Origin of the sequence: Microbacterium enclense, from assembly GCA_038182865.1 — a bacterium.
GTDB classification, from domain to species: Bacteria; Actinomycetota; Actinomycetes; order Actinomycetales; family Microbacteriaceae; genus Microbacterium; species Microbacterium enclense_B.
In genome coordinates this window covers 1,594,827-1,618,050 of the sequence record CP116226.1, presented here as the reverse complement: position 1 = coordinate 1,618,050, position 23,224 = coordinate 1,594,827, and the positions used below count along the sequence as shown (strand labels likewise).

22 protein-coding genes and 2 riboswitches are annotated in these 23,224 nt (G+C 70.7%); of the genes, 12 read left to right on the top strand and 10 right to left on the bottom strand.

All coding sequences use genetic code 11. The annotated features are described in order from the left end of the window. Positions 1-28: 28 nt before the first annotated feature. On the top strand, positions 29-3,796 hold the full coding sequence (locus tag PIR02_07605; protein ID WZH38528.1) for a DUF5979 domain-containing protein: 3,768 nt from the start codon (positions 29-31) through the stop codon (positions 3,794-3,796). A gap of 105 nt (positions 3,797-3,901) precedes the next feature. On the opposite strand, the gene PIR02_07600 is transcribed toward PIR02_07605, so the two are convergent. After that, a complete protein-coding gene (locus PIR02_07600; GenBank protein WZH38527.1) occupies positions 3,902-4,534 on the bottom strand; it encodes a response regulator transcription factor in 633 nt (210 codons plus the stop codon). A 300-nt stretch (positions 4,535-4,834) separates the two neighbouring features. Between PIR02_07600 and PIR02_07595 the strand changes: the two genes are divergently transcribed. Further along, positions 4,835-5,986: a histidine kinase gene (locus PIR02_07595; protein ID WZH38526.1), complete on the top strand. Its 1,152-nt coding sequence runs from the start codon at positions 4,835-4,837 to the stop codon at positions 5,984-5,986. 204 nt (positions 5,987-6,190) lie between these two features. Here PIR02_07595 and PIR02_07590 read toward each other — a convergent pair whose 3' ends face one another. After that, positions 6,191-6,412: a hypothetical protein gene (locus PIR02_07590; GenBank protein ID WZH38525.1), complete on the bottom strand. Its 222-nt coding sequence runs from the start codon at positions 6,410-6,412 to the stop codon at positions 6,191-6,193. A 322-nt stretch (positions 6,413-6,734) separates the two neighbouring features. Here PIR02_07590 and PIR02_07585 point away from each other — a divergent pair, with 322 nt between their 5' ends. From PIR02_07585 to PIR02_07575, 3 genes are read left to right on the top strand one after another with little or no spacing between them, the layout of a single operon-like run. Continuing rightward, the gene (locus PIR02_07585) at positions 6,735-7,790 is read left to right on the top strand and encodes a helix-turn-helix transcriptional regulator (GenBank protein ID WZH38524.1); all 1,056 of its coding nucleotides are present in this window, start codon (positions 6,735-6,737) and stop codon (positions 7,788-7,790) included. Between the two features lie 48 nt (positions 7,791-7,838). Beyond that, a complete protein-coding gene (locus PIR02_07580) occupies positions 7,839-8,342 on the top strand; it encodes a GNAT family N-acetyltransferase (GenBank protein ID WZH38523.1) in 504 nt (167 codons plus the stop codon). Beyond that, positions 8,339-9,073 carry an aminoglycoside 3'-phosphotransferase gene (locus PIR02_07575; GenBank protein ID WZH38522.1) on the top strand — a complete coding sequence of 245 codons (735 nt, stop codon included), beginning with the start codon at positions 8,339-8,341 and terminating at the stop codon, positions 9,071-9,073. Before PIR02_07580 ends, PIR02_07575 begins: the two co-directional genes overlap by 4 nt. A gap of 156 nt (positions 9,074-9,229) precedes the next feature. Here the strand turns inward: PIR02_07575 and PIR02_07570 are convergent, their stop codons facing one another. The 3 genes from PIR02_07570 to PIR02_07560 all read right to left on the bottom strand — a co-directional run bounded on the left by PIR02_07570 (position 9,230) and on the right by PIR02_07560 (position 12,098). After that, complete coding sequence (locus PIR02_07570; GenBank protein ID WZH38521.1) at positions 9,230-10,000, bottom strand: energy-coupling factor transporter transmembrane component T; 771 nt, start codon at positions 9,998-10,000, stop codon at positions 9,230-9,232. 11 nt (positions 10,001-10,011) lie between these two features. Further along, positions 10,012-11,460 (bottom strand): ABC transporter ATP-binding protein, encoded by a 1,449-nt coding sequence (locus tag PIR02_07565; protein ID WZH38520.1) that lies wholly within the window; start codon positions 11,458-11,460, stop codon positions 10,012-10,014. Then, positions 11,460-12,098 (bottom strand): ECF transporter S component, encoded by a 639-nt coding sequence (locus PIR02_07560; GenBank protein ID WZH38519.1) that lies wholly within the window; start codon positions 12,096-12,098, stop codon positions 11,460-11,462. The genes PIR02_07565 and PIR02_07560 overlap by 1 nt, the downstream gene beginning before the upstream one ends. After that, positions 12,091-12,201: riboswitch (TPP riboswitch) on the bottom strand. Its footprint overlaps the gene before it by 8 nt. Positions 12,202-12,237: 36 nt before the next feature. Between PIR02_07560 and PIR02_07555 the strand changes: the two genes are divergently transcribed. The 5 genes from PIR02_07555 (at position 12,238) to thiD (ending at position 17,223) form a co-directional block, all read left to right on the top strand. Continuing rightward, positions 12,238-13,803, top strand: coding sequence for a D-alanyl-D-alanine carboxypeptidase (locus tag PIR02_07555; protein ID WZH38518.1), 1,566 nt, complete (start codon positions 12,238-12,240; stop codon positions 13,801-13,803). A gap of 4 nt (positions 13,804-13,807) precedes the next feature. Continuing rightward, positions 13,808-14,164, top strand: a complete 357-nt coding sequence (locus PIR02_07550) for a GntR family transcriptional regulator (protein WZH38517.1) — start codon at positions 13,808-13,810, stop codon at positions 14,162-14,164. 89 nt (positions 14,165-14,253) lie between these two features. Beyond that, positions 14,254-14,345, top strand: a riboswitch (TPP riboswitch). Then, positions 14,337-15,149, top strand: coding sequence for a hydroxyethylthiazole kinase (thiM, locus tag PIR02_07545; protein WZH38516.1), 813 nt, complete (start codon positions 14,337-14,339; stop codon positions 15,147-15,149). (Overlaps the previous riboswitch by 9 nt.) Then, complete coding sequence (thiE, locus tag PIR02_07540) at positions 15,146-15,793, top strand: thiamine phosphate synthase (protein WZH38515.1); 648 nt, start codon at positions 15,146-15,148, stop codon at positions 15,791-15,793. Before thiM ends, thiE begins: the two co-directional genes overlap by 4 nt. Continuing rightward, complete coding sequence (gene thiD / locus PIR02_07535; GenBank protein WZH38514.1) at positions 15,790-17,223, top strand: bifunctional hydroxymethylpyrimidine kinase/phosphomethylpyrimidine kinase; 1,434 nt, start codon at positions 15,790-15,792, stop codon at positions 17,221-17,223. Before thiE ends, thiD begins: the two co-directional genes overlap by 4 nt. Before the next feature lie 34 nt (positions 17,224-17,257). Here the strand turns inward: thiD and PIR02_07530 are convergent, their stop codons facing one another. From PIR02_07530 to PIR02_07510, 5 genes are all read right to left on the bottom strand, one after another. Then, complete coding sequence (locus PIR02_07530) at positions 17,258-17,440, bottom strand: DUF5302 domain-containing protein (GenBank protein ID WZH38513.1); 183 nt, start codon at positions 17,438-17,440, stop codon at positions 17,258-17,260. A gap of 117 nt (positions 17,441-17,557) precedes the next feature. Then, on the bottom strand, positions 17,558-18,481 hold the full coding sequence (locus PIR02_07525; GenBank protein ID WZH39092.1) for a DnaJ domain-containing protein: 924 nt from the start codon (positions 18,479-18,481) through the stop codon (positions 17,558-17,560). A gap of 87 nt (positions 18,482-18,568) precedes the next feature. After that, positions 18,569-19,024, bottom strand: a complete 456-nt coding sequence (locus PIR02_07520) for a hypothetical protein (protein ID WZH38512.1) — start codon at positions 19,022-19,024, stop codon at positions 18,569-18,571. Positions 19,025-19,095: 71 nt separating this feature from the next. Next, positions 19,096-19,971 (bottom strand): LssY C-terminal domain-containing protein, encoded by an 876-nt coding sequence (locus tag PIR02_07515; GenBank protein ID WZH38511.1) that lies wholly within the window; start codon positions 19,969-19,971, stop codon positions 19,096-19,098. 7 nt (positions 19,972-19,978) lie between these two features. Beyond that, entirely contained in the window at positions 19,979-21,043 is a 1,065-nt protein-coding gene (locus tag PIR02_07510; GenBank protein WZH38510.1) for an enoyl-CoA hydratase/isomerase family protein, read from the bottom strand. 109 nt (positions 21,044-21,152) lie between these two features. Here PIR02_07510 and PIR02_07505 point away from each other — a divergent pair, with 109 nt between their 5' ends. Beyond that, positions 21,153-22,406, top strand: coding sequence for an ATP-binding cassette domain-containing protein (locus PIR02_07505; protein WZH38509.1), 1,254 nt, complete (start codon positions 21,153-21,155; stop codon positions 22,404-22,406). Then, complete coding sequence (locus tag PIR02_07500; protein ID WZH38508.1) at positions 22,403-23,218, top strand: ABC transporter permease; 816 nt, start codon at positions 22,403-22,405, stop codon at positions 23,216-23,218. The genes PIR02_07505 and PIR02_07500 overlap by 4 nt, the downstream gene beginning before the upstream one ends. The last annotated feature ends 6 nt before the right edge of the window (positions 23,219-23,224 follow it).

The window sequence follows — 23,224 nt, the reverse complement described above, 5'->3', positions numbered from 1 at the left end:
GCGCTCGGCTAGAAGAAGTGGATCTGAGATGACCCTTGCACACCCCTCGCGGATCGGTCACCGGTCCCGCATCAGACGTCTCGCGACGCCGTTGGCCATCGCCGCGGTCGTCCTCGCGTCGCTGGCGGCGGCACCGGCCGCCTCGGCCGCGCCCGCGGTCAGCTTCGCCATGACCGCGACGACCGTCGCCCCACCGCCCACTCCTGTCACGAGCGTTCCGACGGGAAGCCAGATCTCCTATCAGCTGTCGCTGCAGTGTTCCGGGACGGAGCCCTGTCGCGACGTCGTGATCGACCTCAGCGGCGACCGGGTCGCGTCGGGCATCGAGACGTATGCCTCGTGGACACCACCGACCGGCGTGGCCGCGACGATCGCCACGACGTCGACCGGCGTGCGCATCACGTTCCCCAACGTCGTTCCCGCGGGCTTCTCCCAGACCTTCCCGGTGGTGTTCAACACCCAGAACTGGAGCACACCGAACGGCACCGTGGCGACCATGGTCGGAACCATGACGGGGAGCAACTTCCCCGCTCCCGCTCCGGTGACGAGCGCCGTCACGTTGACGGCCACCAACATGGCCTACACGCTCGACAAGCACACCGTCACGGGTGCCGACGCGTCCGCGGGCGGTACGGACTTCGCTTATGACATCTGGCTCAAGGCGGTGAGCGAGACAAGCTGCTCGGGCGGTGGAGCCACCCCTTCAGGGATGTCCCGTCTCCAGCAGTTCACGCTGTCGGACCCGCTGCCTGCGGGCGCGGAGTTCGTCAGCGCGAGCGCCTACGCCGCGCAACTCCCCTCGCCTCTTACGCCGACCTACGACGCCGGCACGAGGACAGTGTCGGTCACCTTCACGGGCGGAGTCTCCGCTCTCTGCGGCACCTACAACTCTGGTTTGAACCCGACGGGGATGCGCGTCACCGTGCGATGGCCTGCGTCTGCCCTCCCCGACGGGACCGCTTCCACCACGATCACAAACACCGCGTCGGCTTCCGGCACCTACGTCGACGGCACTCCCCTGGAACTTCAGAGCTCCGTGACGCACGCCCTGCGCCCGTTCGAGTCCAGCGGTCATGTGCTCTTCGCGAAGTACCTGCGTTTCTTCGGTGCGAACTACGCCTACCCGGCTCCCGGCTCGCCCCAGTTCGTACTGGACTACGGCAACGCCTCGTCCAGCACGCTGAACACGTCACGCGCAGTGATCACCGATCCCGCGCTGAGTCGACCCACCCAGGCACTTGAGTTCTCTCCGGTGTCCACCTCGGGAACCCTGCGGTGGACGGCCTCCGACGGCACCACCGGTTCGGTGAGCAACCCGGGCTGGGTGACGATGGCCGATATCCTCCCCGCCGGCACGACACTGTCGAGCTTCCAGTTCGAAGACGATCTTCCCCTCGGACCGGGGGAGAGGCGCTACGTCGTCGTGTATTCCGCGCCGACAACGAACGCGGACGTCGGTTCCTACGACAACTGCGCCTCGGCGACCCTGAGCTTCAGCGGTGGTTCTGACGCTGTCTCTCCCACCTCCTGTGCCCCCTACAGCGTCGTCGAGAGCGTGCCGAACGTCTGGACCGGAACGGGGCTGACGCACAACGCTCTGAGCGGGAGCGTCGTCAACGGACAACCGGTGTACTTCCACGCCGCGGTGCAGGGAGACGGTGCCACGCCGCTGCATCCGCAGATGACGATCTGCCTCCCCCCGGGCTGGACGATCACGCCGGGCACTCTCGTGGCTGCGAGCACCATCTCGTTGGGCTTCAGTGTCGTCGGCACGAAGAACCGAGCCGATGGCTACACCTGTACGACGCTCGTATGGCCATCCGGGGTGCAGCTCACGAGTTCCCAGCAGGTGCGAGTGAATTTCACCGCCACCGCCTCCGGTACCTCACCGGCGGGCGACAATACCTTCGAGCTGTGGGGCGGGGACAGTACTCGAACGCTGACGGACACATCGATGTCCGGGGGGTACTCCTGGGGGTCCGTCGACACGCAAGACGTCGACGGCGACTCGAACACCACGGAGTGGCTGTCACGGGGCGTCGACAGCGTCACCGTCGGCCAGATCACCGACGTGAACGTGGTCAAGTACGTCGCGGCTGACGGTAGCGGCCTGTCCACATCGCCTCCCGGGTCCCCCACCATCGTCCTCCCGGGCACGTCAACGGCCGACTATCGTCTGGTGTTCCGCAACAACGGCAACGTCCCCACCACCGGTCTCGTCGCCTACGACGTCCTGCCCTACAGCGGAGACACGGGGATCAGTGAGAGCGTGCAGGGGAGTCCCCGCGGGTCCACCTTCGACGTCCTGGTCACGTCACCGGTTGCCACTCCTGCGGGGATCTCGGTGCAGTACTCCGAGTCGTCGAACCCCTGTCGGCCGGAGGTCAATCCCTCGCCGACGGGGACGTGCGACAACGACTGGTCGCCCAGCCTGCCGGCCGGGGGAGCCCGTGCGCTGCGCTTCGCGTACACCGGTAGCGACCCGCTGGCGCCCGGCACCTCGTACACGGTCGACTTCGAGGCGGACACCAGCGCGGGTCAGCCGGGACAGGCCGCCTGTAACTCGGTCGCGATCGACACCGATCAGACCCTGGCGACAGAGCCGTCACCGTCGTGCATCCGGGTGAACCAGCTCGGAGACCTTTTCGTCAAGAAGCAGCTCCGCGGCGCCGGCGTGAAACTCGTCGACCGCAGCACCTTCACATTCGGGATCACCTGCACGTATCGCGCGCAGACCGTGCGGCAGACGTCGATCACCGTGACGGGCTCCGGCGATCTGCTCACATCGGACCCCGTGACCGGCGTGCCGATCGGTTCGCTGTGCGTCGTTACCGAGACCGACAACGGGGGTGCCGACTTCACGCCGCCACCCGTCAGCGTCCTCATCATGGATCCGGATACACCGACGGCGGTCAACGTCACCAACTGGTTCACGGTCGCAACGGTTGATGTGGCGAAGGTCGCCGTCGGTGACGGGGCCTCGCTCACCGCCGTCGCGGACGACACGTACGAGCTACAGGTGACGTGTCAGATGGAGGAGGGCGGGGTCCGCACGACTCTTCACTCGAGCCTCGTCTCGGTGCGAGCGGGCGAAACGGTGACCGTCAAGGACTCTGACGGCGACCCGGTTCTCCTGCCGGTCGGGGCCCGTTGCTATGCAGCCGAGACCGACGCAGGGTATGCGTCGGAGTCGAAGATCGACTTCGATTCCTACCAGAACGGCGCGGTGGTGACGTCTCACCAGAGCGACGATCCCCAGCAGCTCCATCTCACCGCGACGAACACCTTCGACGCGGCGACGCTGACGATCTCGAAGGTCGTCACCGGAACCGGTCCGGGCGGATCGTTCCCGTTCCGGCTCGCGTGCACGCTCGACGGGCAGCCGTATGCGCTGGCCGATGACGACTCCGCCTTCTCGCTGAGTGACGGGGAAACCCGCGCGGTTCAGGTCACGCCCGGTGTCCGGTGCGCGGTCACGGAGCTCGACCCGCGGAACGCGACCGTCACGTACCTCGACGACAGCGGCGCAACCGACGACGGCGTCTACGACTCCGTCGAAGAAACCGCCGCGATCACGGTCACGAACTTCTTCGCACCCCCGCCGGTCGACTCGCTACCGACCGGAGACGGAGACGAAACCGGGAACGGGCCGGGAACGGGTGGCGTCTCGCACTCCCCCGGCGGGGGCTCGCTGGCCTCCACGGGCGGGGCTGTCGCCGGGTCGGCGGCCCTCGCGGGCCTCCTGCTCCTCCTCCTCGGAGGGTTCATGATCCGTCGCCGTCGCGAGCAGAGCTAGTCGGCCACACGAAACGCCGTGTGCCCCAGATGACCTCGGTCGTCTGGGGCACACGGCGTTGTGAGGGAGTCTCCGATTTTCATCCCTCGCGGACCGGCGGTGTCGTCAGCCCGCGTCGATCTCCCCCGCGGCCTCGGCCGGAGCGGCTGCGAGGCGGTGCGCTGCGGAAGTGCTGCGTCGCGCCGAGGGGTCGGTGAGCGCGTGGAACCAGTTGGACAGCTGAACCCTGTTCGTCGCACCTGTCTTGTCCATCGAGCGTGAGATGTAGGTCTTGACGGTGTTGGGACTCAGATGGAGTGATGCCGAGATCTGTTCGTTGGTCGCTCCCTGAGCGAGGAGTTCGACGACCTGGAGCTCGCGATCAGACAACACCGTGGCGACGACCCTGATCTCGGGAGCAGAGCCGATGATCGCGGCGATGAAGTTGGACGCGGGCGCGGTCTTTGGAATGAAGGCATTGACGCCCGCATTCCGCGCATTCGCGGAAATCGCCGAATTCTCGATGGACGACATCAAGACGATTCTGAGATCGGGATACGCCATACGTGCACGCCGGGCGAGAGAGAATCCCGATTCATCGGGCATCATCACGTCCATCAAAAGCACATCGGGACGATAGTGGGCGATTCCTTCCAGTGCTCCGCGATGACCCGACAACTCACCAACGATCGTGACGTGCACGTTGCCGCGCAACAGCAGCCGGATGCCCGTCCGCACCAGGGGATCGTCGTCGATCACGAGGACGCGCACAGGGCGGCTAGGCACAGACATCGAGCTCTCCTTCAGTGGCGCCCCCGGGGTAGCGACGTCGCAATGTAACACCGCCTCCGAGACCCCTTCCCCGCCGCCGGACCTGAACTGTCAACATCCGACCACAGCACCCTCGAGTCGCCGCCGAGGGCTCGAGAAAGCTCGGATACCGTCTCTCCGACTCGCACCCCGGCACGAGCACCTACGCGAGCACGAGCGACCGGCCACGCCCGCCCGGCCACGTCGCTCCCTCTCCCTCGCACCCGACACAGCAGGAAGGACGCCCCCGTGGACGACGACCTCGACGACTTCCACACCCTCGGTCGCGCCGCGTTCCTGGCGGTGGGTGCAGGCGCCGTCGGACTGGCGCTCTTCGCGCTGGCGGCGCCTCCGCTGCACGAGGGAGAGATCCTCCTTCAACTCCTCGTCGGTGCCGCCGCGATCGTCGCGCTCACGGCGAGCCACCGGCATCCGGCGATCGTCACCGGCATCGCCCTCGTCGCGGGAGCCGTCACTCCGATCGCCGCCCCCGCGGGGTGGGCGATGGCGTTCCTCCTCGGGCTCCGGTGCTCCCGCCGGGTCGCGGTGGGAGTCGTGCTGGCCGTTCTCGCCTCGAGTGCGGGCCTCTGCGTCCTCTCGCTCGCCCGCTGGGCGGACCCCGCAGCGCTCGGCCTGACCGCCCTCGTGGCGGTCTTCTCCGCCCTGATGGCGGTCGGCTGCGGCCTGGCGGGCATCGTCGTCGGACAGCAACGGCGCCACAGCGCCAGGGTGATGCGCCTTTTCCTCGACGCGCTGCATCAGGTTCCGCGGATCTCGGAGCGGGCAGCCCGCGCCGAGAGAGCACGCATCGCGCGCCTCTTGCACGACGATTTGGGCCACAACCTCGCCCTCATCAACCTCTTCGTGAGCAGTATCGAGACCGCCGGGCTCAGCGACCACGAGATCCGCGAGGCCGTGGCCACGATCCGAGAGCAGAACCGCGCGGCCGCGCGGGCGTTGGCGAGCGCCGTCGCGGATCTCGCCGACGACGCTGCCGAGGCCTCGCTCCAGAACCGGCTCGACGAGCTGATGGTCGAGGTGCGGCGAGCGGGCCTCTCCGTCGACGTGCAGGTGCGCGACGACCTCGCGCTGGACCAGGACACGACGAGCTTCGTCGTCCGGACCGTCCGGGAGGGGCTGACCAACGCGATCAAGTACGCGTCCCCGCTCCGTGCACACGTGACGGTGTCGCAAGACGAGCCCGCTTCGACCACCACGGTCACCATCGTCAGCCCTCTCGGTCAGGCACCGCGTGAGGTCGGCTTCCTCTCGAGCGGCAGCGGGATCCGCCGCCTCCAACAGGACGCGCGCTCGATCGGCGGAGAGGTGTCGTTCGCGACCGACCGGCACAGCGCCTATCTGTCGCTCCGACTCCCGCCGGACCTCCCGCTCAGCGCGTGACGCGACGCGCACCGCGGCCCCCGCGGTGTGACGAGCCACTTAAACGAAGGTGACGACCGGACGGGTGATTTCGCACGGTCGAGAACGACGGAGACGACCGGCATCCGCAATCACCTCTCGTCTCACCCCGGAGTTCTCTCGCGAGGTGCTCCCCACGGCGGTGCGGGCACGCCGGCACGTCGTCCGGCACGCTCGCGGCGGCTGCTACCGGGCCACGGTCACCACGATCACGGTTCCCACACCCACCCAGAACGGGACGACGATCGCCAGCGCGATGATCACCCCGCGAAAGAAGGCCCGCGATTCGGCGCGCTCTCTTCTCTCGACCGCGGCACGCGCGACATTCTCCCGGGGCTCTTCGCCGGATAGACCCGTCGCGGGCACAAACACCGAAGAAGTCCGGTCATCGACCATGTCGAGCACCATTTCTCGCCGCCTCCGAATCGCATCCCGAGATCGGACACCCCGGAGATCCGCCTCACGATAGAAAGGCGACCCGCCGGAGGAATCCGCCAAGCCGAGAAAGTCAACTTGCGGCGACGGGTGAGAAAAGGGCCGGCCACTGCCGCTCCCGCGCCGCGTCCACGGTCGCGTCCCGCTTCGGGTGCGATCTCGCGACCCGAGACAGCAGGGGAGAACGGTGGCTGCCGACCGCACGAGGAGCCTCTAGGCCCGGAAACCCGGACTGGCCAAATGGTCGAGTCGCGTCCGCTTGGGGCGGTCGCGTCGAGGGTGGTCGAATGCCGACATGAAGGACACACACAAGGGCGAGTTCGGCCGCTTCCTGGCCACGGCCCGCCGTCGATCGAATCTGACGCAGAACGAGCTGGCGCAGCAGGTGTACGTGACGGAATCGGCCGTCTCGAAGTGGGAGCGGGGGTTGTCGTACCCCGACATCGCCACGCTGGCCGCACTCGCTCGTACGCTCAACGTGACCGAGGGCGAACTGGTCGCCGCGAGCGAGGATCGGCAGGGGCGCCTGAACGCCCGCGACGCGCGCTCCCACCGCCGCTGGCGGGCGGCCGTGCTGTGGTCGACCACGGGCCTCTACGGCCTGGCTTTGACGACGTGCTTCATCGTGAATCTGGCCGTGAATCACCGCCTGTCGTGGTTCTGGATCGTCGTCTGCGCGATCGCGATCCCGTTCTGCGTGACCACGCTGCCCCTCATCGTGAAGCGGCGCCGAGGCTGGACGGTGGTGGCGGCGAGTGTCATCTCGCTCTGCGCTCTTCTGGCGGTCACCGATCTCACCTCCGGCGGAGGGTTCCTGCTGCCGGCCACGGCGAGTGTGTTGTTCGCCGCCCTGCTGATCTGGTCGCCCTTCCTCGTTCGCACGTTCGGGGGCCGCCATCTGCGCCGTCACACCGCCGCCGCGGCGATGGCGATCGACGCCCTCAGCCTGATCGGCTTTCTCGCGGTGATCCTCCTGCCTGCGGGACACGGGGAGGCATACCTCTTCATCGCGCTGCCCATCGCCGCGTTCTGCATCAGCCTCGCGGCGCTGTTCCTTCTCATCCTTCGTTACCTGCCGGTCCGGCGCCTGCTGCGGGCCGCGATCGCGACGGCCGTCTTCGCCCTCGCGGAGCCGTTGATCTTCCCCGTGATCAATGCGCTCGGCTCCCGTCGGCAGGTCGAGTTCTCGCGGTTCGACCTGTCTGTGTGGAACTCCTGCACGATCCAGGGCAATGTCACGGCGCTCATCGTCGGGGCCGCGGCCATCGCCTCAATCGTCCTGTTCGCCCTCGCCGTCGTGCTGCGCCGGGGCAGCCGATCGGTGACGGACAGGACGATCTCTCTGCCCTGAGGTTTCGGCGTCGACGCGGATCGCGGCGCGCTCTCGTAGGCTCGTCGCGTGAGTGCCGCCGCTTTCCGCATCGAGACCGTCGACGTCGATGACCCGCGGGCCGTGGCTTTGCGCGGCATCCTGGACTCCGATCTCGACGCCCGGTACCGCGACCTCGACGCGGCCGACACCGCGGAGCTCGACGAGAAGCGGAGCGCGGCGCTGGCCGTGCATCCCGCCGAGGTCGTCGCCACCCTCGTGGCGGTGGATGCCGACGGCTCGCCGCTGGGCCACGTGCTCCTGCGTCGGCTCGGCGCGGAGTGGGAACTCAAACGTCTCATCGTGCTCGCCGCCGCTCGGCGGCGCGGTGTCGGGCGCGCCCTGACCACGGCGGTCGTCGACCTCGCGCGGGCCGGCGGCGCGCGACGCGTCATCCTGCAGAGCGGCCCCCGGCAGCCCGAGTCGCTCACGCTCTACACCTCCGCCGGGTTCACCCCCATCCCGGTCTACGAGCCCTACGTCGAGACGATGCCCGAGTCGCTCTGCTTCGAGCTGCTCCTCGCACGGACATGAGCATCCCCTCCGCGTCCGAACCGGTGCCCACGCGGGTGCGCGACCTCGCCGGCGACGCGACGCTCCAACCCGTGTGGCGCAACAACATCGGCGGGCTGACGTTCCGCGCGACGGGGGCGGATGGCATCCGGTACCTGAAGTGGGGTCCGCTGAACGCCGAGACCTCGATGCGGGCCGAAGCGGAGCGTCTGCGGTGGGCGAGCGCCTTCACCCGCGTGCCGCGCGTGCTCGACGAGGGGCGGGATGCCACGCACGAATGGCTCCTGACGGCGGCGGTGCCGGGGCGCTCGGCGGTGGATCCGCGCTGGGTCGCCGAGCCCGCCACGGCCGTACGGGCCGTCGGGCGCGGGCTCCGCGCTCTGCACGAGGCGCTCCCGGTCGCGGAGTGTCCGTTCTCGTGGGCGGTGCCCGACCGTGTCGCGAACGCTGCAGTGCGCGGCATCCGGGTCCCCGAGGCGCTGCGCGAGGCACCGCCGATCGATCGGCTCGTCGTGTGCCACGGCGACGCGTGCGCGCCGAACACTCTTCTCGACGACGCCGGAGAGTGGACGGCGCACGTCGACCTCGGCGCGCTGGGCGTCGCCGACCGCTGGGCCGACCTCGCGGCCGCGACCATGTCGACCGGGTGGAACTACGGCCCCGGGTGGGAGGAGCCGCTCCTCGACGCCTACGGTGTGGCTCCGGATGCCGAACGCCTGGCGTTCTACCGCGACCTGTGGAACGCGACCTGAGACCTCCTCGCCGCGCGCCGGGTTCCGCGCGCCCCGCCGCGATCCCGGTTGAGTGTCCACGACACCCGGACGAATTTTCGCGGCGTCCGGGTGTTTCGGACACTCAACCGGGCGCGGCGGACACAGCGGGCGCAGCGGCGCGAATGCCGAGGCGCGTTAGGTGCCGACCACGCGGAAGGTGCCGGCGGCCAGCGCGGCGCCGAGCGCCACGACGATGAGCGCGACAGCGCCGACAAGGGCGATGGCATCCCGAGCCGAGAGCGTCGAGGGACGCGACCAGGTGCGTTCCGCGTCGGCGCCGAAGCCGCGTGCCTCCATCGCCGTCGCGAGGGTCGTGCCCCGGCGGACGGCGAACACGAGCAGCACGAACGCCATCGAGAAGAACCGGCGCACGGCCCCGCGATCTCCGAGACCGCGGGCACGGCGCGCCAAGGCCATCGTGCGCCAGTCGTCGACGAAGAGCCCGACCGTCCGCGCGCCAGCGAGCACACCGAGCACGAACCGGCTGGGGAGCCTCGCGACCTGGGCGAGCGCGTCGGCGAGCTCGGTGGGGTCGGTGCGGGCGAACAGCAGGATCATCGGCAATGCCAGGGCCACGACCCGCAGCAGCACGGCGAAAGAGAGCGAGAGCGAGTCGTCGCTGATCGTCGCGAAGAGGAACGTTCCATAGGCGGTGCCGCCCGGCCGCGCGTACAGCAGCATGCTCACCGCCGCGACCGGCGCGAAGATCAGCACCGGAACGAGCCGCTTCAGCACGAGGCGGTACGCGAGACCGGTGAGCGGTACGCACAGCAGCTCGAGCACGAGGGCTACTGCCGCGCTCACCGCGTCGATCGAGACGAGCAGCGGGATCGCAAGCACCGCCACGATCGCGACCTTCGTCACCGGGTTGACCCGGTCGAGCCACGCGCCTCGGGCGGTCGTCACCGTGTCGACCGTCATGCCGCGCCTCCGAGCACGATCCGATGCTGACCCAGGTGCCGCACCACGTCGGCGTCGTGCGTCACCGCGACGACCGTGCGACCGCGAGCGATCTCGCGCTGGAGCAGTCCGACGAGCTCGGCCCAGCCGCGGCGGTCTTGCCCGAACGTCGGCTCGTCGAGCACGATCACCTCCGGAGAGGCGGCGAGCACCGTTGCGACCGACAGCCGACGCTTCTGCCCGCCCGAGAGCGTGAAGGGGTTGGCCAGGGCGAGGGATGCCAGATCCAGCCGCTCCAACAGCTCGTCGACGATCGCGTCGACCTGGGCGGCCGGCATCCGAAGGGCTCTCGGTCCCACGGCGAGCTCGTCGCGCAGGGTCGGGGCGAGGAACTGGTGCTCGGGCTCCTGGAACACGGTGCCGATACGCGTGAGCAACTCCGTCGAGCGCCAGCGGACGGGGCGACGGAGACCGCGGGCCACGAGGTCGGCCGCGGCGACGACCTCTCCCCCCAGCTCCGGCAGGAGCCCCGCGAGGGTCAGGGCGAGCGTCGACTTCCCGGTGCCGTTGGGCCCGGTGATGACCGTTCCGGCACCACGCGGCACGACGAGGTCGAGCCCCGCGGCGACCACGGAGCGTTTCTCGCGCCCGATCGAGAGCGCTGCCGCCGAGAGCGCGGCATCCGGAATCTCGCGGGGTGGGAGCACGGGAAGGTCGACGGGACGCCCGGGCACCCACACCCCCGCCGCGGCGAGCGCGTCACCGTGCTCGGCGAACACGCGGGCGGGCGGGCCGTCGGCCAGTATCCCACCGCCCGGAGCGAGCACGACCACTCGCGTCATGAGATCGGCCCATACCGCGGTGCGGTGCTCGATCAGCACGACGGTCGTCCCGTCGGTGCGCGCGACGTGCTCGACGGCGGCTCGCACCTCGGAGACACCGTCGGGGTCGAGGTTGGCGGTGGGTTCGTCCAGCAACAGCAGCCCCGGACGCATGGCCAGCACTCCGGCCAGCGCCAGACGCTGCTTCTGTCCGCCCGACAGCGCCTTGGTCGGGCGATCGAGAGGAACGGACAGACCCACGGATGCCACGGCCTCCGCCACCCGCGCCGGAATCTCAGCCGCAGGCACCCCGAGGTTCTCGCAGCCGAACGCCACGTCGTCGCCGACCTTCGACAGCACGATTCCGGCCTCGGGATCCTGCAGCACGAGACCGATCCGACCCCGCTGCGCTTCGGGCGTGCGGCCGTCGACGAGAATCCGGCCGGTGGCCTCGCCCTCGTCGCTACCGCCGAGCAGACCCGCGAGCCCCGCGAGGAGCGTCGACTTGCCGGCGCCCGAGGCACCGAGCAGGAGAACCCGCTCGCCCGGCTCGATCGTCAGATCGACGTCTCGCGTGGCCGGGAGCTTACGACCGGCGTAGCGCCAGCCCCACCCCTCGACGTCGACACGTGCGGGGGTCGGCATCAGACGTCGCGGCGCGCTTCCCGCCCGGCGGCGAAGCGGCTGAGCGCCCCCGTCGCGGCGAGGGCGCGAACGAGAAGCCAGCCGACGAGACCCGCCAGGAGGGCGCCCGAGACGACGAGGGTGCCGAGGTAGATGAGGTTGAACTCGACCGTCTTGGCGATGTTGGGCGACGAGCCGACGAACAGCTCGTTGACCCACGCGCCGACGCTCGCACCGACTCCGGCGAGCATCGCGACCGGGAGCGAGAAGCGCAGATAGAGGAATGCGAGGAAGATCAGCTCGGCCCCGAGGCCCTGGGCCAGACCCGACACGATCGTGAGCGGACCCCACGCGTTGCCGATGAGGGCCGAGACGACGGCGGCGATCACCTCGACGAGCAGGGCTGCTCCCGGCTTGCGGATGATCAGACCGCCGATCACGCCGCCGATGAGCCAGATCCCGACGGCGATGCCGCCGAGGCCGGGCGTGAGACCGTCCATCGCGACGAACCACAGGCCGCCGACAGTGTTCCAGCCCCAGAAGACGAGACCGATCGCCACACCCAGCACGGCGGCGACGACGATGTCGACGACCCGCCAACGGAAGCGGTGGGATGTGGCGACAGCGGGGGCCGTGCGCGCAGACGTGGACGTGTGCATTTTCTCTCCTCCCTGCGCCGGCATGATCCGGATCAGGTTCGACGGTCGAAGCGTGGATTCGCTTCCTCTCAGCCCGGCTCACCGGACTCCCGTGGTTGTGCTGACGAGTATAGACAGACGGCCGGGGTAGCGTGGGCGGGTGCACGAGCAGACCCCGGCCACGCGGCGCGCCGCGCGCGACTCCGCCGATCTGCCCACCGACCACGCGGACTCCGCGCCCTCGCCCGGACGCGACGCGGAGGTGTCCGCGGGTGGAGAGCCGGCGGCCGTACCGCGAGAGCAGGCTCCGGACGCCGCTCCCGCGCCGCCCGCCGAGCCGGCGCCCGACTCGACCGAGGCCAGCGCATCCGGACCGGACTCGACGCGCGTCGCGCTCGGAGCGCTCGGCTGGGTCGATCCCGACGCGGCCGCGGCCCCGCGCCCGGCGCCCGCGTTCGTCGTCTCGGGCGCCACCGGACGCCCGGCCGATCTGCTCGCCGGTCGACGCCGCCGCTCGATCCTGCGGCCCGCGACCGTCGTCCCGACGATCCTCCTCGTCCTCATCCTCGGCGCCTACGCCGCGACGACCCTGCTGTGGCCCCTCACCGCTGTGCAGCCCACGGTGCGATCCGTCGCCGTGCAGCCGATCGCCGCTCCCGCCGCCTCGCCCGCCTGGCCCGCCGAGGGAGAGGCGGCGATCGCCCTGGAAGGCGTCCCCGGGGAGTTGTCCTCGTCGGCGAGTGCGCCGGAGTCGATCGCGAGCATCACCAAGCTGGTGACCGCCCTGGTCGTGCTCGACCGGCTCCCGCTCGCACCGGGTGAGCAGGGGCCCTCGTACGCCTTCACGCAGGCCGACAGTGCCGACTACTGGCAGTACCGCGCTCGCGGAGAGTCGTCGCTCGACGTGCCGGTCGACGGCAGCCTCAGCGAGCTGCAGATGCTACAGGGCATGCTGATCGCCTCGGCGAACAACTACGCCCAGCGCCTGGCATCCGATCTCTTCCCCTCGAACGCCGACTTCGCCGCCGCCGCCAACACCTACCTCAGCGAGCGCGGGATCACGGGGATCACGATCGTCAACCCGACCGGGATCGAGGCCGGCAACATCGCGACTCCGGCCGCCCTCATCTCGCTCGCCGAGAAGGCCCTCGCGAATCCCGTGATCGCCGAGATCGTCCGCACCCCCGAGTTGACGCTGCCCGGGGCCGGCACGTTCAAGAACGGCAACCCCCTGCTCGCCGATCCCGGCATCGTCGGGATCAAGACCGGAACGCTCGACGCGTGGAACCTGCTCTCGGCGAAGGACTTCACCATCGGCACCATCACCGTGCGGGCCTACGCGGCTGTGCTCGGCCAGCCCGGACCGGATGCGCGCAACCAGGCCAGCCGCGACCTGTTCGCGCGCATCGGCGAAGAACTCCAACCGCGACCGTCGGTGACCTCGGGCACGGTGGTCGGCCGCGTCGAGACGCTGTGGGGGCAGAAGTCCGACGTCGTGACCACGGCCGACGCGACCGTGGTGCTGTGGAACGGCGCCGCAGCCCAGACCTCGGCACGCTTCGACCTCGGCGAGTCCCGCGAAGCCGGCGACGTCGTGGGCGCACTCACCGTGACCGGCCCCCTCGACACCGACACGGTCGACGCGCGCCTGACCAGCACGATCGAGCCACCCGACCCCTGGTGGCGACTGACGCATCCGCTCGACCTGTTCGGCCTGAACGGGTGATCCGGTGAAGATCCGAGTGGATGCCACCTCGCCGACGCCGCCGTACGAGCAGGTGCGCGCGGCGATCATCGCCGCGATCGAGGACGGCTCGCTGGTCGCGGGGACGCGGCTCCCGCCGGTTCGGACACTCGCGACCGAGCTGAGCTTGGCGGCCAACACGGTCGCCCGCGCGTACAAAGAGCTCGAGGAAGCGGGCTACGTCGAGACGCGCGGCCGGGCGGGGACGCTCGTGCGCGGGACGGACTCCGCGTCGGCGCAGGCAGCTCAGGCCGCGCGGACGTACGCCGATGCCGCGCGCCGCCTGGGCATCGCGCCCGAGGACGCTGTTCAGCTCGTGCGGGCGGCGTTGGCTGACGGCTAGGCGGCCGGGCGGTCGGGCGGGGTTCCGCGTGGGGTTCGCCGGAGCCCGACCGTGCTCCGTTCTGACCTGACCGCTGTGCTAGCGTCGCCCGCAGTGACACGGGGTGCCCACGAGGGCTGAGAACACACCCGTCGAACCTGATCTAGTTCGTACTAGCGAAGGGATGTCGCGAATGGTCGTTCGCACGTCGTCGTTTCCGTCCACCCCCACCGAGCCTGCTCCCGGGACCGCGCTCGACCTCCTCCGTGAGGCTGCGCCCCTGACGCAGTGCATCACGAACGCGGTGGTGACGAACTTCACCGCCAACGCGCTCCTCGCCCTCGGCGCCGCCCCCGCGATGTGCGATATCCCCGGCGAAGCGGGGCTCTTCGCCGGGATCGCCGGGGGCATCCTGATCAACCTGGGCACCCCCACGGCGGAACAGCGCGACGCTGCCCGCGAAGCCGCCGGAGCGGGCACCCCGTGGGTTCTCGACCCCGTCGCGGTCGGGGCGCTCCCCGTCCGCACAGCCCTGGCGCACGAGCTGCTCTACGCCCGCCCCGCGATCATCCGCGGCAACGCGTCGGAGATCCTCGCCCTCGCGGGCGTCGGCGCGGGCGGACGCGGTGTCGACGCGACCGACGCAGCCGACGACGCTCTCGACGCCGCCCGAGACCTGGCGACACGCACCGGAGGCACGGTCGCCGTCTCGGGCGAGATCGACCTGATCGTGGATGCCACCCGCACCGCGCGCGTCCCCGGCGGCAGCGCGCTGCTGACCAAGGTCACGGGCGGCGGCTGCGCCCTCGGCGCGGCGATGGCGGCCTTCGCTGCGGTGGTATCCCCCTTCGACGCTGCGAGCGCAGCGAGCGCCGTCTGGGCCGTCGCGTCGGAGCGGGCGGCATCCGGATCCCGCGGGCCGGGATCGTTCGCGGTCGCCTTCCTCGACGAAATCGCCGCCGTGCAGTCCGTCGACCTCGACGGCCGCGTGGAGGCGGCACGATGACCGGCGACCTGTCCCTGCACCTCGTCACCGACCACCGCGTGCCGTTCCCACGACTGCGTGAGATCGTCGACCACGCCGTCACCGCCGGCGTGAGCGTCGTACAGCTGCGCGACAAGATCGCGACCGGCGGCGAACTCTTCGCCCGCACCCTCGAGCTCGCCGACGTCATCGCCGGGAGGTGCACGTTCCTCGTCGACGACCGCCTCGACGTCGTGCTCGCCGCGCGAGAGCGCGGCGCCCGGGTCGACGGCATCCATCTCGGCCAGAGCGACCTCCCGGTCGACGCGGCCCGCGCGCTCCTCGGCCCGGACGCCGTCGTGGGGTGGACGGCGAACACCCCCGCGCACCTCGCCGCAGCAGCGGCGTTCCCGGCCGGGACCCTGGACTACCTCGGCGTCGGCGTGATCCGTGCCACGACCACGAAGCCCGATCACCCGCGACCGCTGGGCATCGACGGTTTCGCGGAGCTCGCGGCATCGACAACCCTGCCCTGCGTCGCGATCGGCGGAATCGACGTCGACGACGCGGCACCGCTTCGCACCGCGGGCGCAGCGGGGATCGCGGTCGTCTCGGCGATCTGCGGCTCCGACGACCCCGGCGCGGCCGTGCGCCACCTGCGCGCCGCATGGGAGGCGGGAGCATGATCCCTCGCGTCCTCAGCATCGCGGGCACCGACCCCACCGGAGGTGCGGGCATCCAGGCCGATCTGAAGGCGATCGGGGCGTTCGGCGGCTACGGGATGGCCGTCGTCACCGCGCTCGTCGCCCAGAACACCCGCGGCGTTCGGGAGGTGCATGTGCCGCCGACCGCGTTCCTCGACGCGCAGCTGCGCGCGGTCAGCGACGATGTGACCATCGACGCGGTCAAGATCGGAATGCTCGGCTCCGTCGACGTCGTCGCGACGCTCGCGGCCTGGCTGGCCGAGGTGCGGCCGTCACTCGTCGTCCTCGACCCCGTCATGGTCGCGACCAGCGGCGACCGGCTGCTCGACGCCGATGCCGAGGCCGCGGTCCGCGCGCTGTGCCACCGCGCCGACCTCGTGACCCCGAACCTGCCCGAGCTCGCCGTGCTGGTCGACGAGCACGTCGCGACGACGTGGGACGCCGCGGTCGCGCAGGCGCAGACCCTCGCAGCCCGCGCCGCCACCGCGGTGCTGCTGAAAGGCGGACACCTCGACGGCGAGCAGAGCCCGGATGCCATCGTCGATGCGACCGGCGTCCATTCCGTGTCCGGCCGCCGCGTCACCACCCGCCACACCCACGGCACCGGGTGCTCGCTCTCGTCGGCGATGGCGACGCTCGCCGCTCACGGCATGCCGTGGCCCGAGGCCCTGACCCGCGCGAAGCGCTGGCTCACCGGCGCCCTCGAGCACGCCGACGCGCTGCACGTGGGTGAGGGCAACGGACCCATCGACCATCTGCACGAGCTGCGGCCTCACATCGACCTCGGGCGATCATGGAGTGCCGAGCGATGGGATGCCACGGCCTCGACGCGCGCCGACGTCGACGCGTGCGCGTTCGTGCGAGGACTGGCATCCGGTGACCTCGACCGCGACGCCTTCACCTGGTACCTCGGGCAGGATCTGCTCTATCTGCGCGAGTACGCACGGGTCCTCGCGCGCGCAGCGGCGCTGGCTCCCACCGTCGACCAACAGCGGTTCTGGGCCACGGCGTCGGTGTCGTGTCTCGAGGAGGAAGCCGCACTGCACCAGTCCCACGTCGATCCTGCGGACCTGGCGCCCGCGGCATCCACCCTCGACTACACCGACCACCTCCACGCCGCGTCCGCCACCGGATCGTACGCGGTACTGGTCGCCGCGATCCTGCCATGCTTCGTGCTGTACACCGACATCGGCGCTCGCCGGCGCGGCACCTTCGCTCCCGACCACGCATACGCCGACTGGCTGACGGCCTACGGCGACGAGACGTTCGCAGCCTCGTCGGCCACAGCCGCCGGCATCACGGATGCCGCTGCCCGCACGGCGTCCGCTGCCGACCGCGCCGCGATGGCCGCCGCTTATGACCGGTCGATGGCGCTGGAGCTCGCCTTCTTCGAGGCGCCTCTCCGGCGCTGAGCGAGCTCACCCCGCGAGGGGGCCTCGCACCGGATCACCCGCTCTTGCGGCGGAACTCGCGCTTCGTCACGGCGGCGTGCGTGCCGTGGACGGCTGAGTTGCCGTCGAGGTGCGCCTGGCCCGCGCGCTGCTGCCCGTTCTTCTTCTCCAGCGCTTCCTTGAACTTGCGCTTCATCTCGTCGGATGCCGAGGCACCCGAGGTCTCGTCCGTACTCATGTCCCCACCCTAGGCACGACGCGGTCGCTCGCGCGCCCCCGCACGCCTGCGGGAGTCACCGAACCCTCGACCCACCGTGGGAGCGCCGATCCGCCGAAAAGGGCGCGGACGGCGCCCTCAGACGTGCCGCACGCGCTGCTGGAGACGCGTGCGAATGTCGAACAACTCGGTGCCGCCGACCTCCCGGGCGCCCGGGATCCCGCGCCGCAGCAGCGTCGTCAGGGCACTGCGGGTCACGAGCGCCACGGGGGTACCCCGCACCTTCCCGAGATCGGTGATCGCGTCGAGCACCGCGTCATCCGGCAGCACGACGATCGCGCCGCTGAAGCGCACACCCGCCGCCCGCGCGATCACGCGGGCGCGCGAGACGAGCTGCGTGACCGGCGACCCGATGACGTTCGCACCCGAGATCTCGCCGCGGCGGATGCCCACGGGCCCGCCGAAGTCCTCGCTCAGCATCGCGTAGAGCCCGCTCGGGCCCAGCACCAGGTGATCGACCTTCTGCTCCGGGTCGCGGCCGTCTCGATCGGCGAACACGTCGTGCCACACCGTGTAGCCCATGCCCAGTTCCGACACCAGCCGCGCCGTCTCCTCCTCCGCGAGCGCGTCGGCCAGGATGTGCCGGATCTCGGGGGGCGCCGAGCGCACGAGCGCCGGATCGTAGGGATCGGCGACGTCGACGCCGCGCCCCACCCACTCGCGGATGAGCGTCAGGTATCGCTCCCGTCGCCAGCCACCGGGCTGACCGTACGCGCGTGCCCGGGGGCGCGTGTCCGGCCGGGAGGGGGTGGATGCCGCCGACCCCGCGCCCCATTCGCCGAGTGCGGTTCCCCGGCCGCGGTCGTAGGCGGCACGAGCCTCGGGTGTGCCGATGAGCTCCCACGCGCGCTGCACCTGCACGAACAGGGCCGCATCGCCCCCGGTGTCGGGGTGCGTCTCGCGCAGCCGCGCGCGATAGGCGCGGCGCAACGCCTCGTCGTCGACGTCGACCGTCACGCGAAGCACCTCGTAAGCCGAGACCGACATCGGGCTGTCGAACACCTGCGTCATCCGTTCCGCCGCGCGCGTGCGGGGCGTCTCACAGGCTAACCCGCCCCGCCTGTGCCCGGCCCGGAAGGCCCTCGGGGGTCACTGTCCCCTCTCGTTCCGACGCGCATAGGCCGCGGCATCCCGACTCGACAACGCCAGCAGCACGAGGATGTCCAGCGCCAGGGTGACCAGGGTGGTCCCGACGGTGATCTCGTCGCCCACCTCCCACCACCCCACGAAAGCCGCCGAGATCGAGATGGTCGACACGACCATGACGATGATGCGCGCGGCGTTGCTCCCGAGCAGCAGCAGGATGCCGAACACCACCTGGATGAGGAACACGACCGCGATCAGCCCGATGAACACGTCGGTGGAGAGCCCGAGGTCATCGATCGTGTCGTCGGTGGGGATCGTGTTGTCACCGTTGGCGAAACCGGCGACCGCACGCAGCCAGCTCGGGAGCCCGAAGACGATCGACGCGCCCCACACCGCGCCCGAGATCGCGCGCAGCAACACCAGCACCCCGCCCGCCACGGTCGCGGCCGGACGCCGCATTCGCGGATTCCGCGCCTCCGGTGCGGCGAGGGGTTCGAACGCCGCCCTCTTCCGGGGATGCCGTTGCGCACTCACCGCGACGCACCCTCACCGGTCCGGCCGGCGCCGTCCCCCGACTCTGTGGCATCCGGGACAGGCGCGATCTGAACGGCGCGGACGTCGAGGATCGGCAGGTCGCCGTCGGTGGTGATGCTGTCGCCCCCACCGTTGCGCGAGTGGTAGCCGGTCGCGAAATCGCGGATCACATCGACGGCCACCCCCGGAACCGTCGTCAGGCTTCCGACGATGTGGTCTCGTTCGATGTCGGTGTCGGCGTCGATGCGGTGCGTGACCTGCAGGGTGAACAAGGACAACCCGACCGCTCGATCGAACGTCCCCGCCGCGAGCCAATCGACCCGCCGCCCGCCCGGGAGCAGCCACCCGTCGGGGCACTGCCAGAACCGCACGTGATGACGCTGAGCGGGTGAGCCGGCGACCTCCTGCTGGTACGCGAGATCCTGCATCGCGCCGAACAGGAACAGCGGGCTCACCGGCGCGCGCGGGTAGCTGCGACGCGTGAGCGTCGACGTGATGATGCGCCACGACGAGCGCCACCCCACGGGGTCTGCGGCGATCCAGCCCGCTGCGGCCATCGCCTCCTCGATCTGCGCGCGCTCGCCCAACACGGCGAGGTTGACCGGGTCGCCGAGGAGACCGTCCGACGTGCGCGTGCGCCCCATGAAGTAGTCGGGGACGTAGACGGCGGTGAGGATGCGGTGCAGCCGGGGAAGGACGAGGTACGCGAGCAGTCCCCAGAAGGCGATCGCCAGCAGCACCCCCGCCCATCCCACCTGGAACGCCTGCGTGAGGCTCAGGTACGCGAGCCAGATGGCCGCGAGACCCGCGAACACGAAGAAGAAACCGTCGAGCAGGCGCCCGATCGACCATCGACGACGTGCGCGGCTCACGGGCGCGTCACCAGAGCGCGAGCGCGGGTTCGTAGGCGAGGGCGGATGCCACGATCCCGGGATCGAGATCCTCGTGCCGCCGGGGCGACCACGAGGGCGACCGATCCTTGTCGATCAGCTGCGCGCGGATGCCCTCGACCAAGTCGGGCTGGGTCTGGGCGAACCACATGACGAGACCGTACTCCTGCGCGAGCGCCGCGCGCAGGTCCGGGAGGCTGCGTGCCTGACGGACCGCGGCCAGCGTCACGGCCACGGCGGCCGGCGCCGACGAGGCGAGCAGATCCGCCGTCTCGTGCGCCTCGGGTTCGGACCGCGCGCGCAGACGCTCCAGGATGCCGTGCACGTCGTCGGCGGCGAAGGCGTCGTCGATCCACGGGCGGGACGCCTCGAGCCGCGAGGGTCCCGCGGTCTCGTCGAACAGCAGCACGAGCTCGGTCGGGCTGGCGGGGTCGGCGCGCACCTGGAACGCGTCGTACAGCGCCGCCAGGTGAGCCGTGGGGACCAGGTGATCCGCGAAGCCCGCGTAGATGGCGTCCGCGGCATCCATCGTCGCCCCGGTGAGTCCGAGGTACTCGCCCAGCCGCCCCGGGGCGCGCCCGAGCAACCACGATCCGCCCACGTCGGGCGTGAACCCGATGCGGGTCTCGGGCATCGCGAGACGCGAGTTCTCGGTGACGATGCGGATCGCGGCGTGGCCGGCGAGACCGATGCCGCCGCCCATCGTGACCCCGTCGGCGATCGCGACGACCGGTTTCGGGTACGTGGCGATCAGGTGGTCGAGCGCGTACTCCTCACGGAAGTAGGTGTGCACCTCGTCGACGCGGCCGTCGACCACCAGACCGTGCAGGGCCCGCACGTCGCCCCCCGCGCAGAATCCGCGCTCGCCCGCGCCGTCGAGCAGCACGAGCTCGATGTCGGTGTCGTGCTCCCACCGCTCCAGGGCTGCGGCCAGATCGCGGATCATGTCGAGCCCGAGGGCGTTGATGGCCCGGGGTCGATTGAGGGTCAGATGCGCGACGCCGCGAAGGGCTCGCGCCAAGACGGCGTCGTCGTCGGCTCGCTGAGCGTTCACGCTGCCACGTTACACAGCCGCGCGGCGGCCCCTCCGCCCCGCCGGAGATGGGTTTTCGGCCCCGGATCGGGGAAGATGGGCTGAACGCCCGCCCAACGAAAGGTGCCGTATGCCCGACGGACAGGTGCTCGAACTCTCCGGCCTGACCAAGCGGTTCGGCGCGGTCTCCGCCGTCGACTCTCTCGACGCCCGCATCGAACCCGGGCTCGTCACCGGCTTCCTGGGTCCCAACGGTGCCGGCAAGACCACCTCGTTGCGCATGCTCCTGGGTCTGGTCCGCCCCACGTCGGGCACGGCGACGATCGGCGGCCAGCGGTACGCCGACCTCTCGTCGCCCCTGCAGACGGTCGGCGCGGCCCTCGAGGCATCGAGCTTCCACCCGGGCCGATCGGCCGCGAACCACCTCAAGGTCTACGCGCGCGCCGCGAAGCTGCCGACCTCCCGCATCGACGAGGTGCTGGGTCTCGTGGGCCTCGCCGACGTCGCGGGACGCCGCGTCGGCGGGTACTCGCTCGGCATGCGCCAGCGCCTCGGCCTGGCCACGGCGCTCCTCGGCGACCCCGGCGTGCTCGTGCTCGATGAACCCACGAACGGGCTCGACCCCGAGGGCATCCGCTGGATGCGTTCACTGCTGCGCCACCTCGCCGAGGAGGGGCGCACCGTGCTCATCTCCTCGCACCTGCTCGCCGAGGTGCAGCAGACCGTCGACGCACTGCTGATCATCTCCCACGGACGCCTCGTGTTCCAGGGCGGCGTCGAAGACCTCGCCGACCCCGACGAGTACGCCACCGTCGTCGACTCCCCCGACCGCGCGGCGCTCTCCGCGCTGCTCGACGAGCGCGGCATCGACTACCAGCTGCTTCGCAACGGTTTCACGATCCGACACCTCGAACCGGTCGAGATCGGAGCGCTCGCCGCGGGCGCCGGTATCGCGCTGTCGCACCTGCAGAGCAAGGGCGCCAGCCTCGAAGACATCTTCCTCGAGCTCGTCAGCGGCGTGCGGGTGCACGCGAGCGCGGGAGGCACGACGGTTCCGGATGCCACCTCGGTTCCGGATGCCGAGACCTCGGCGACCGGCGCTCCTCCGGCCGAGTCGCTGCCGGTCGCCGCGCCGGTCGCGCTGCCGGTCGAGGCGCCCGCCGAAGCGCCCGTCGCTGACGTGCCGGCTTCCGTGCCCGATTCGGCTCCGGAAGAGCCCGCTTCCGTCTCGACCGAGATGGTCGCGATCGTCGCGCCGCCCCGCTCCGCCCGCGCCGCCCACGCCGAGGCGCCGCCCGAGGATCCGCGGCCGTCGTACTCCGTGGCATCCACGGGTGTCATCGACGTCGTCCCGCCCGCCCCCGACACGGAGGTGCAGCGATGAGCCTCGTCGCCGTCACGCGTTCCGAGTACACCAAGCAGTTCTCCACCGTGGGGTGGTGGGTACTCGCGATCGTGCTCGTGGTCTACGTCGCCTTCACGGCAGGCGTGCTCGCCCTCGTCTTCGGTGGCGTCGCCTCGGGTCGGTTCACCGGCAACGGCCCCACCCCGCAGACGGAGGGGCTCGCGGGTCTCGTCTACAGCTCCGCCAGCGGAGTCGGCTACGTCTTCCCTCTCCTGGTGGGCACGCTCATGGTGACCACCGAGTTCCGTCACAAGACGCTGACGCCGACGTTCCTCGCCACCCCACGTCGTGGGATGGTGCTGGCGGGCAAGTTCTTCGTGGGCATCATCGTGGGCCTGCTCTACGGCGTCCTCGGGTCCGCCGCGGCGCTCGTCGCGGGGGCGGGCGTGCTCAGCATCTTCGGCGTCGACGCAGAGCTCACCTCCGCTGACACGTGGACGCTCGTCGGACGGATGCTGCTCGCCTTCGCCCTCTGGGCCGTGGTCGGCATCGGTGTCGGCACCGTGGTGCGAAACCAGGTCGCGGCGATCGTCATCGTCCTTGCGGTCACGCTGTTCATCGAACCGATCGTGCGCACCCTGGGCGGGCTCGTCTCAGGCTTCAGCGACGTCGTGAAGTGGTTCCCCAGCGCCGCGAGCGACGCTCTGGTCGGCAAGACGATCTTCGGCGCGATGTCGAGCGGCGGCTCGGGTGCGCTCGACTGGTGGGTCGGCGGGCTGGTGCTCCTCGCCTACGCGGTCGTCTTCCTGGTGATCGGGCTCTTCACGACCTGGCGTCGCGACGTCGACTGACCGCGG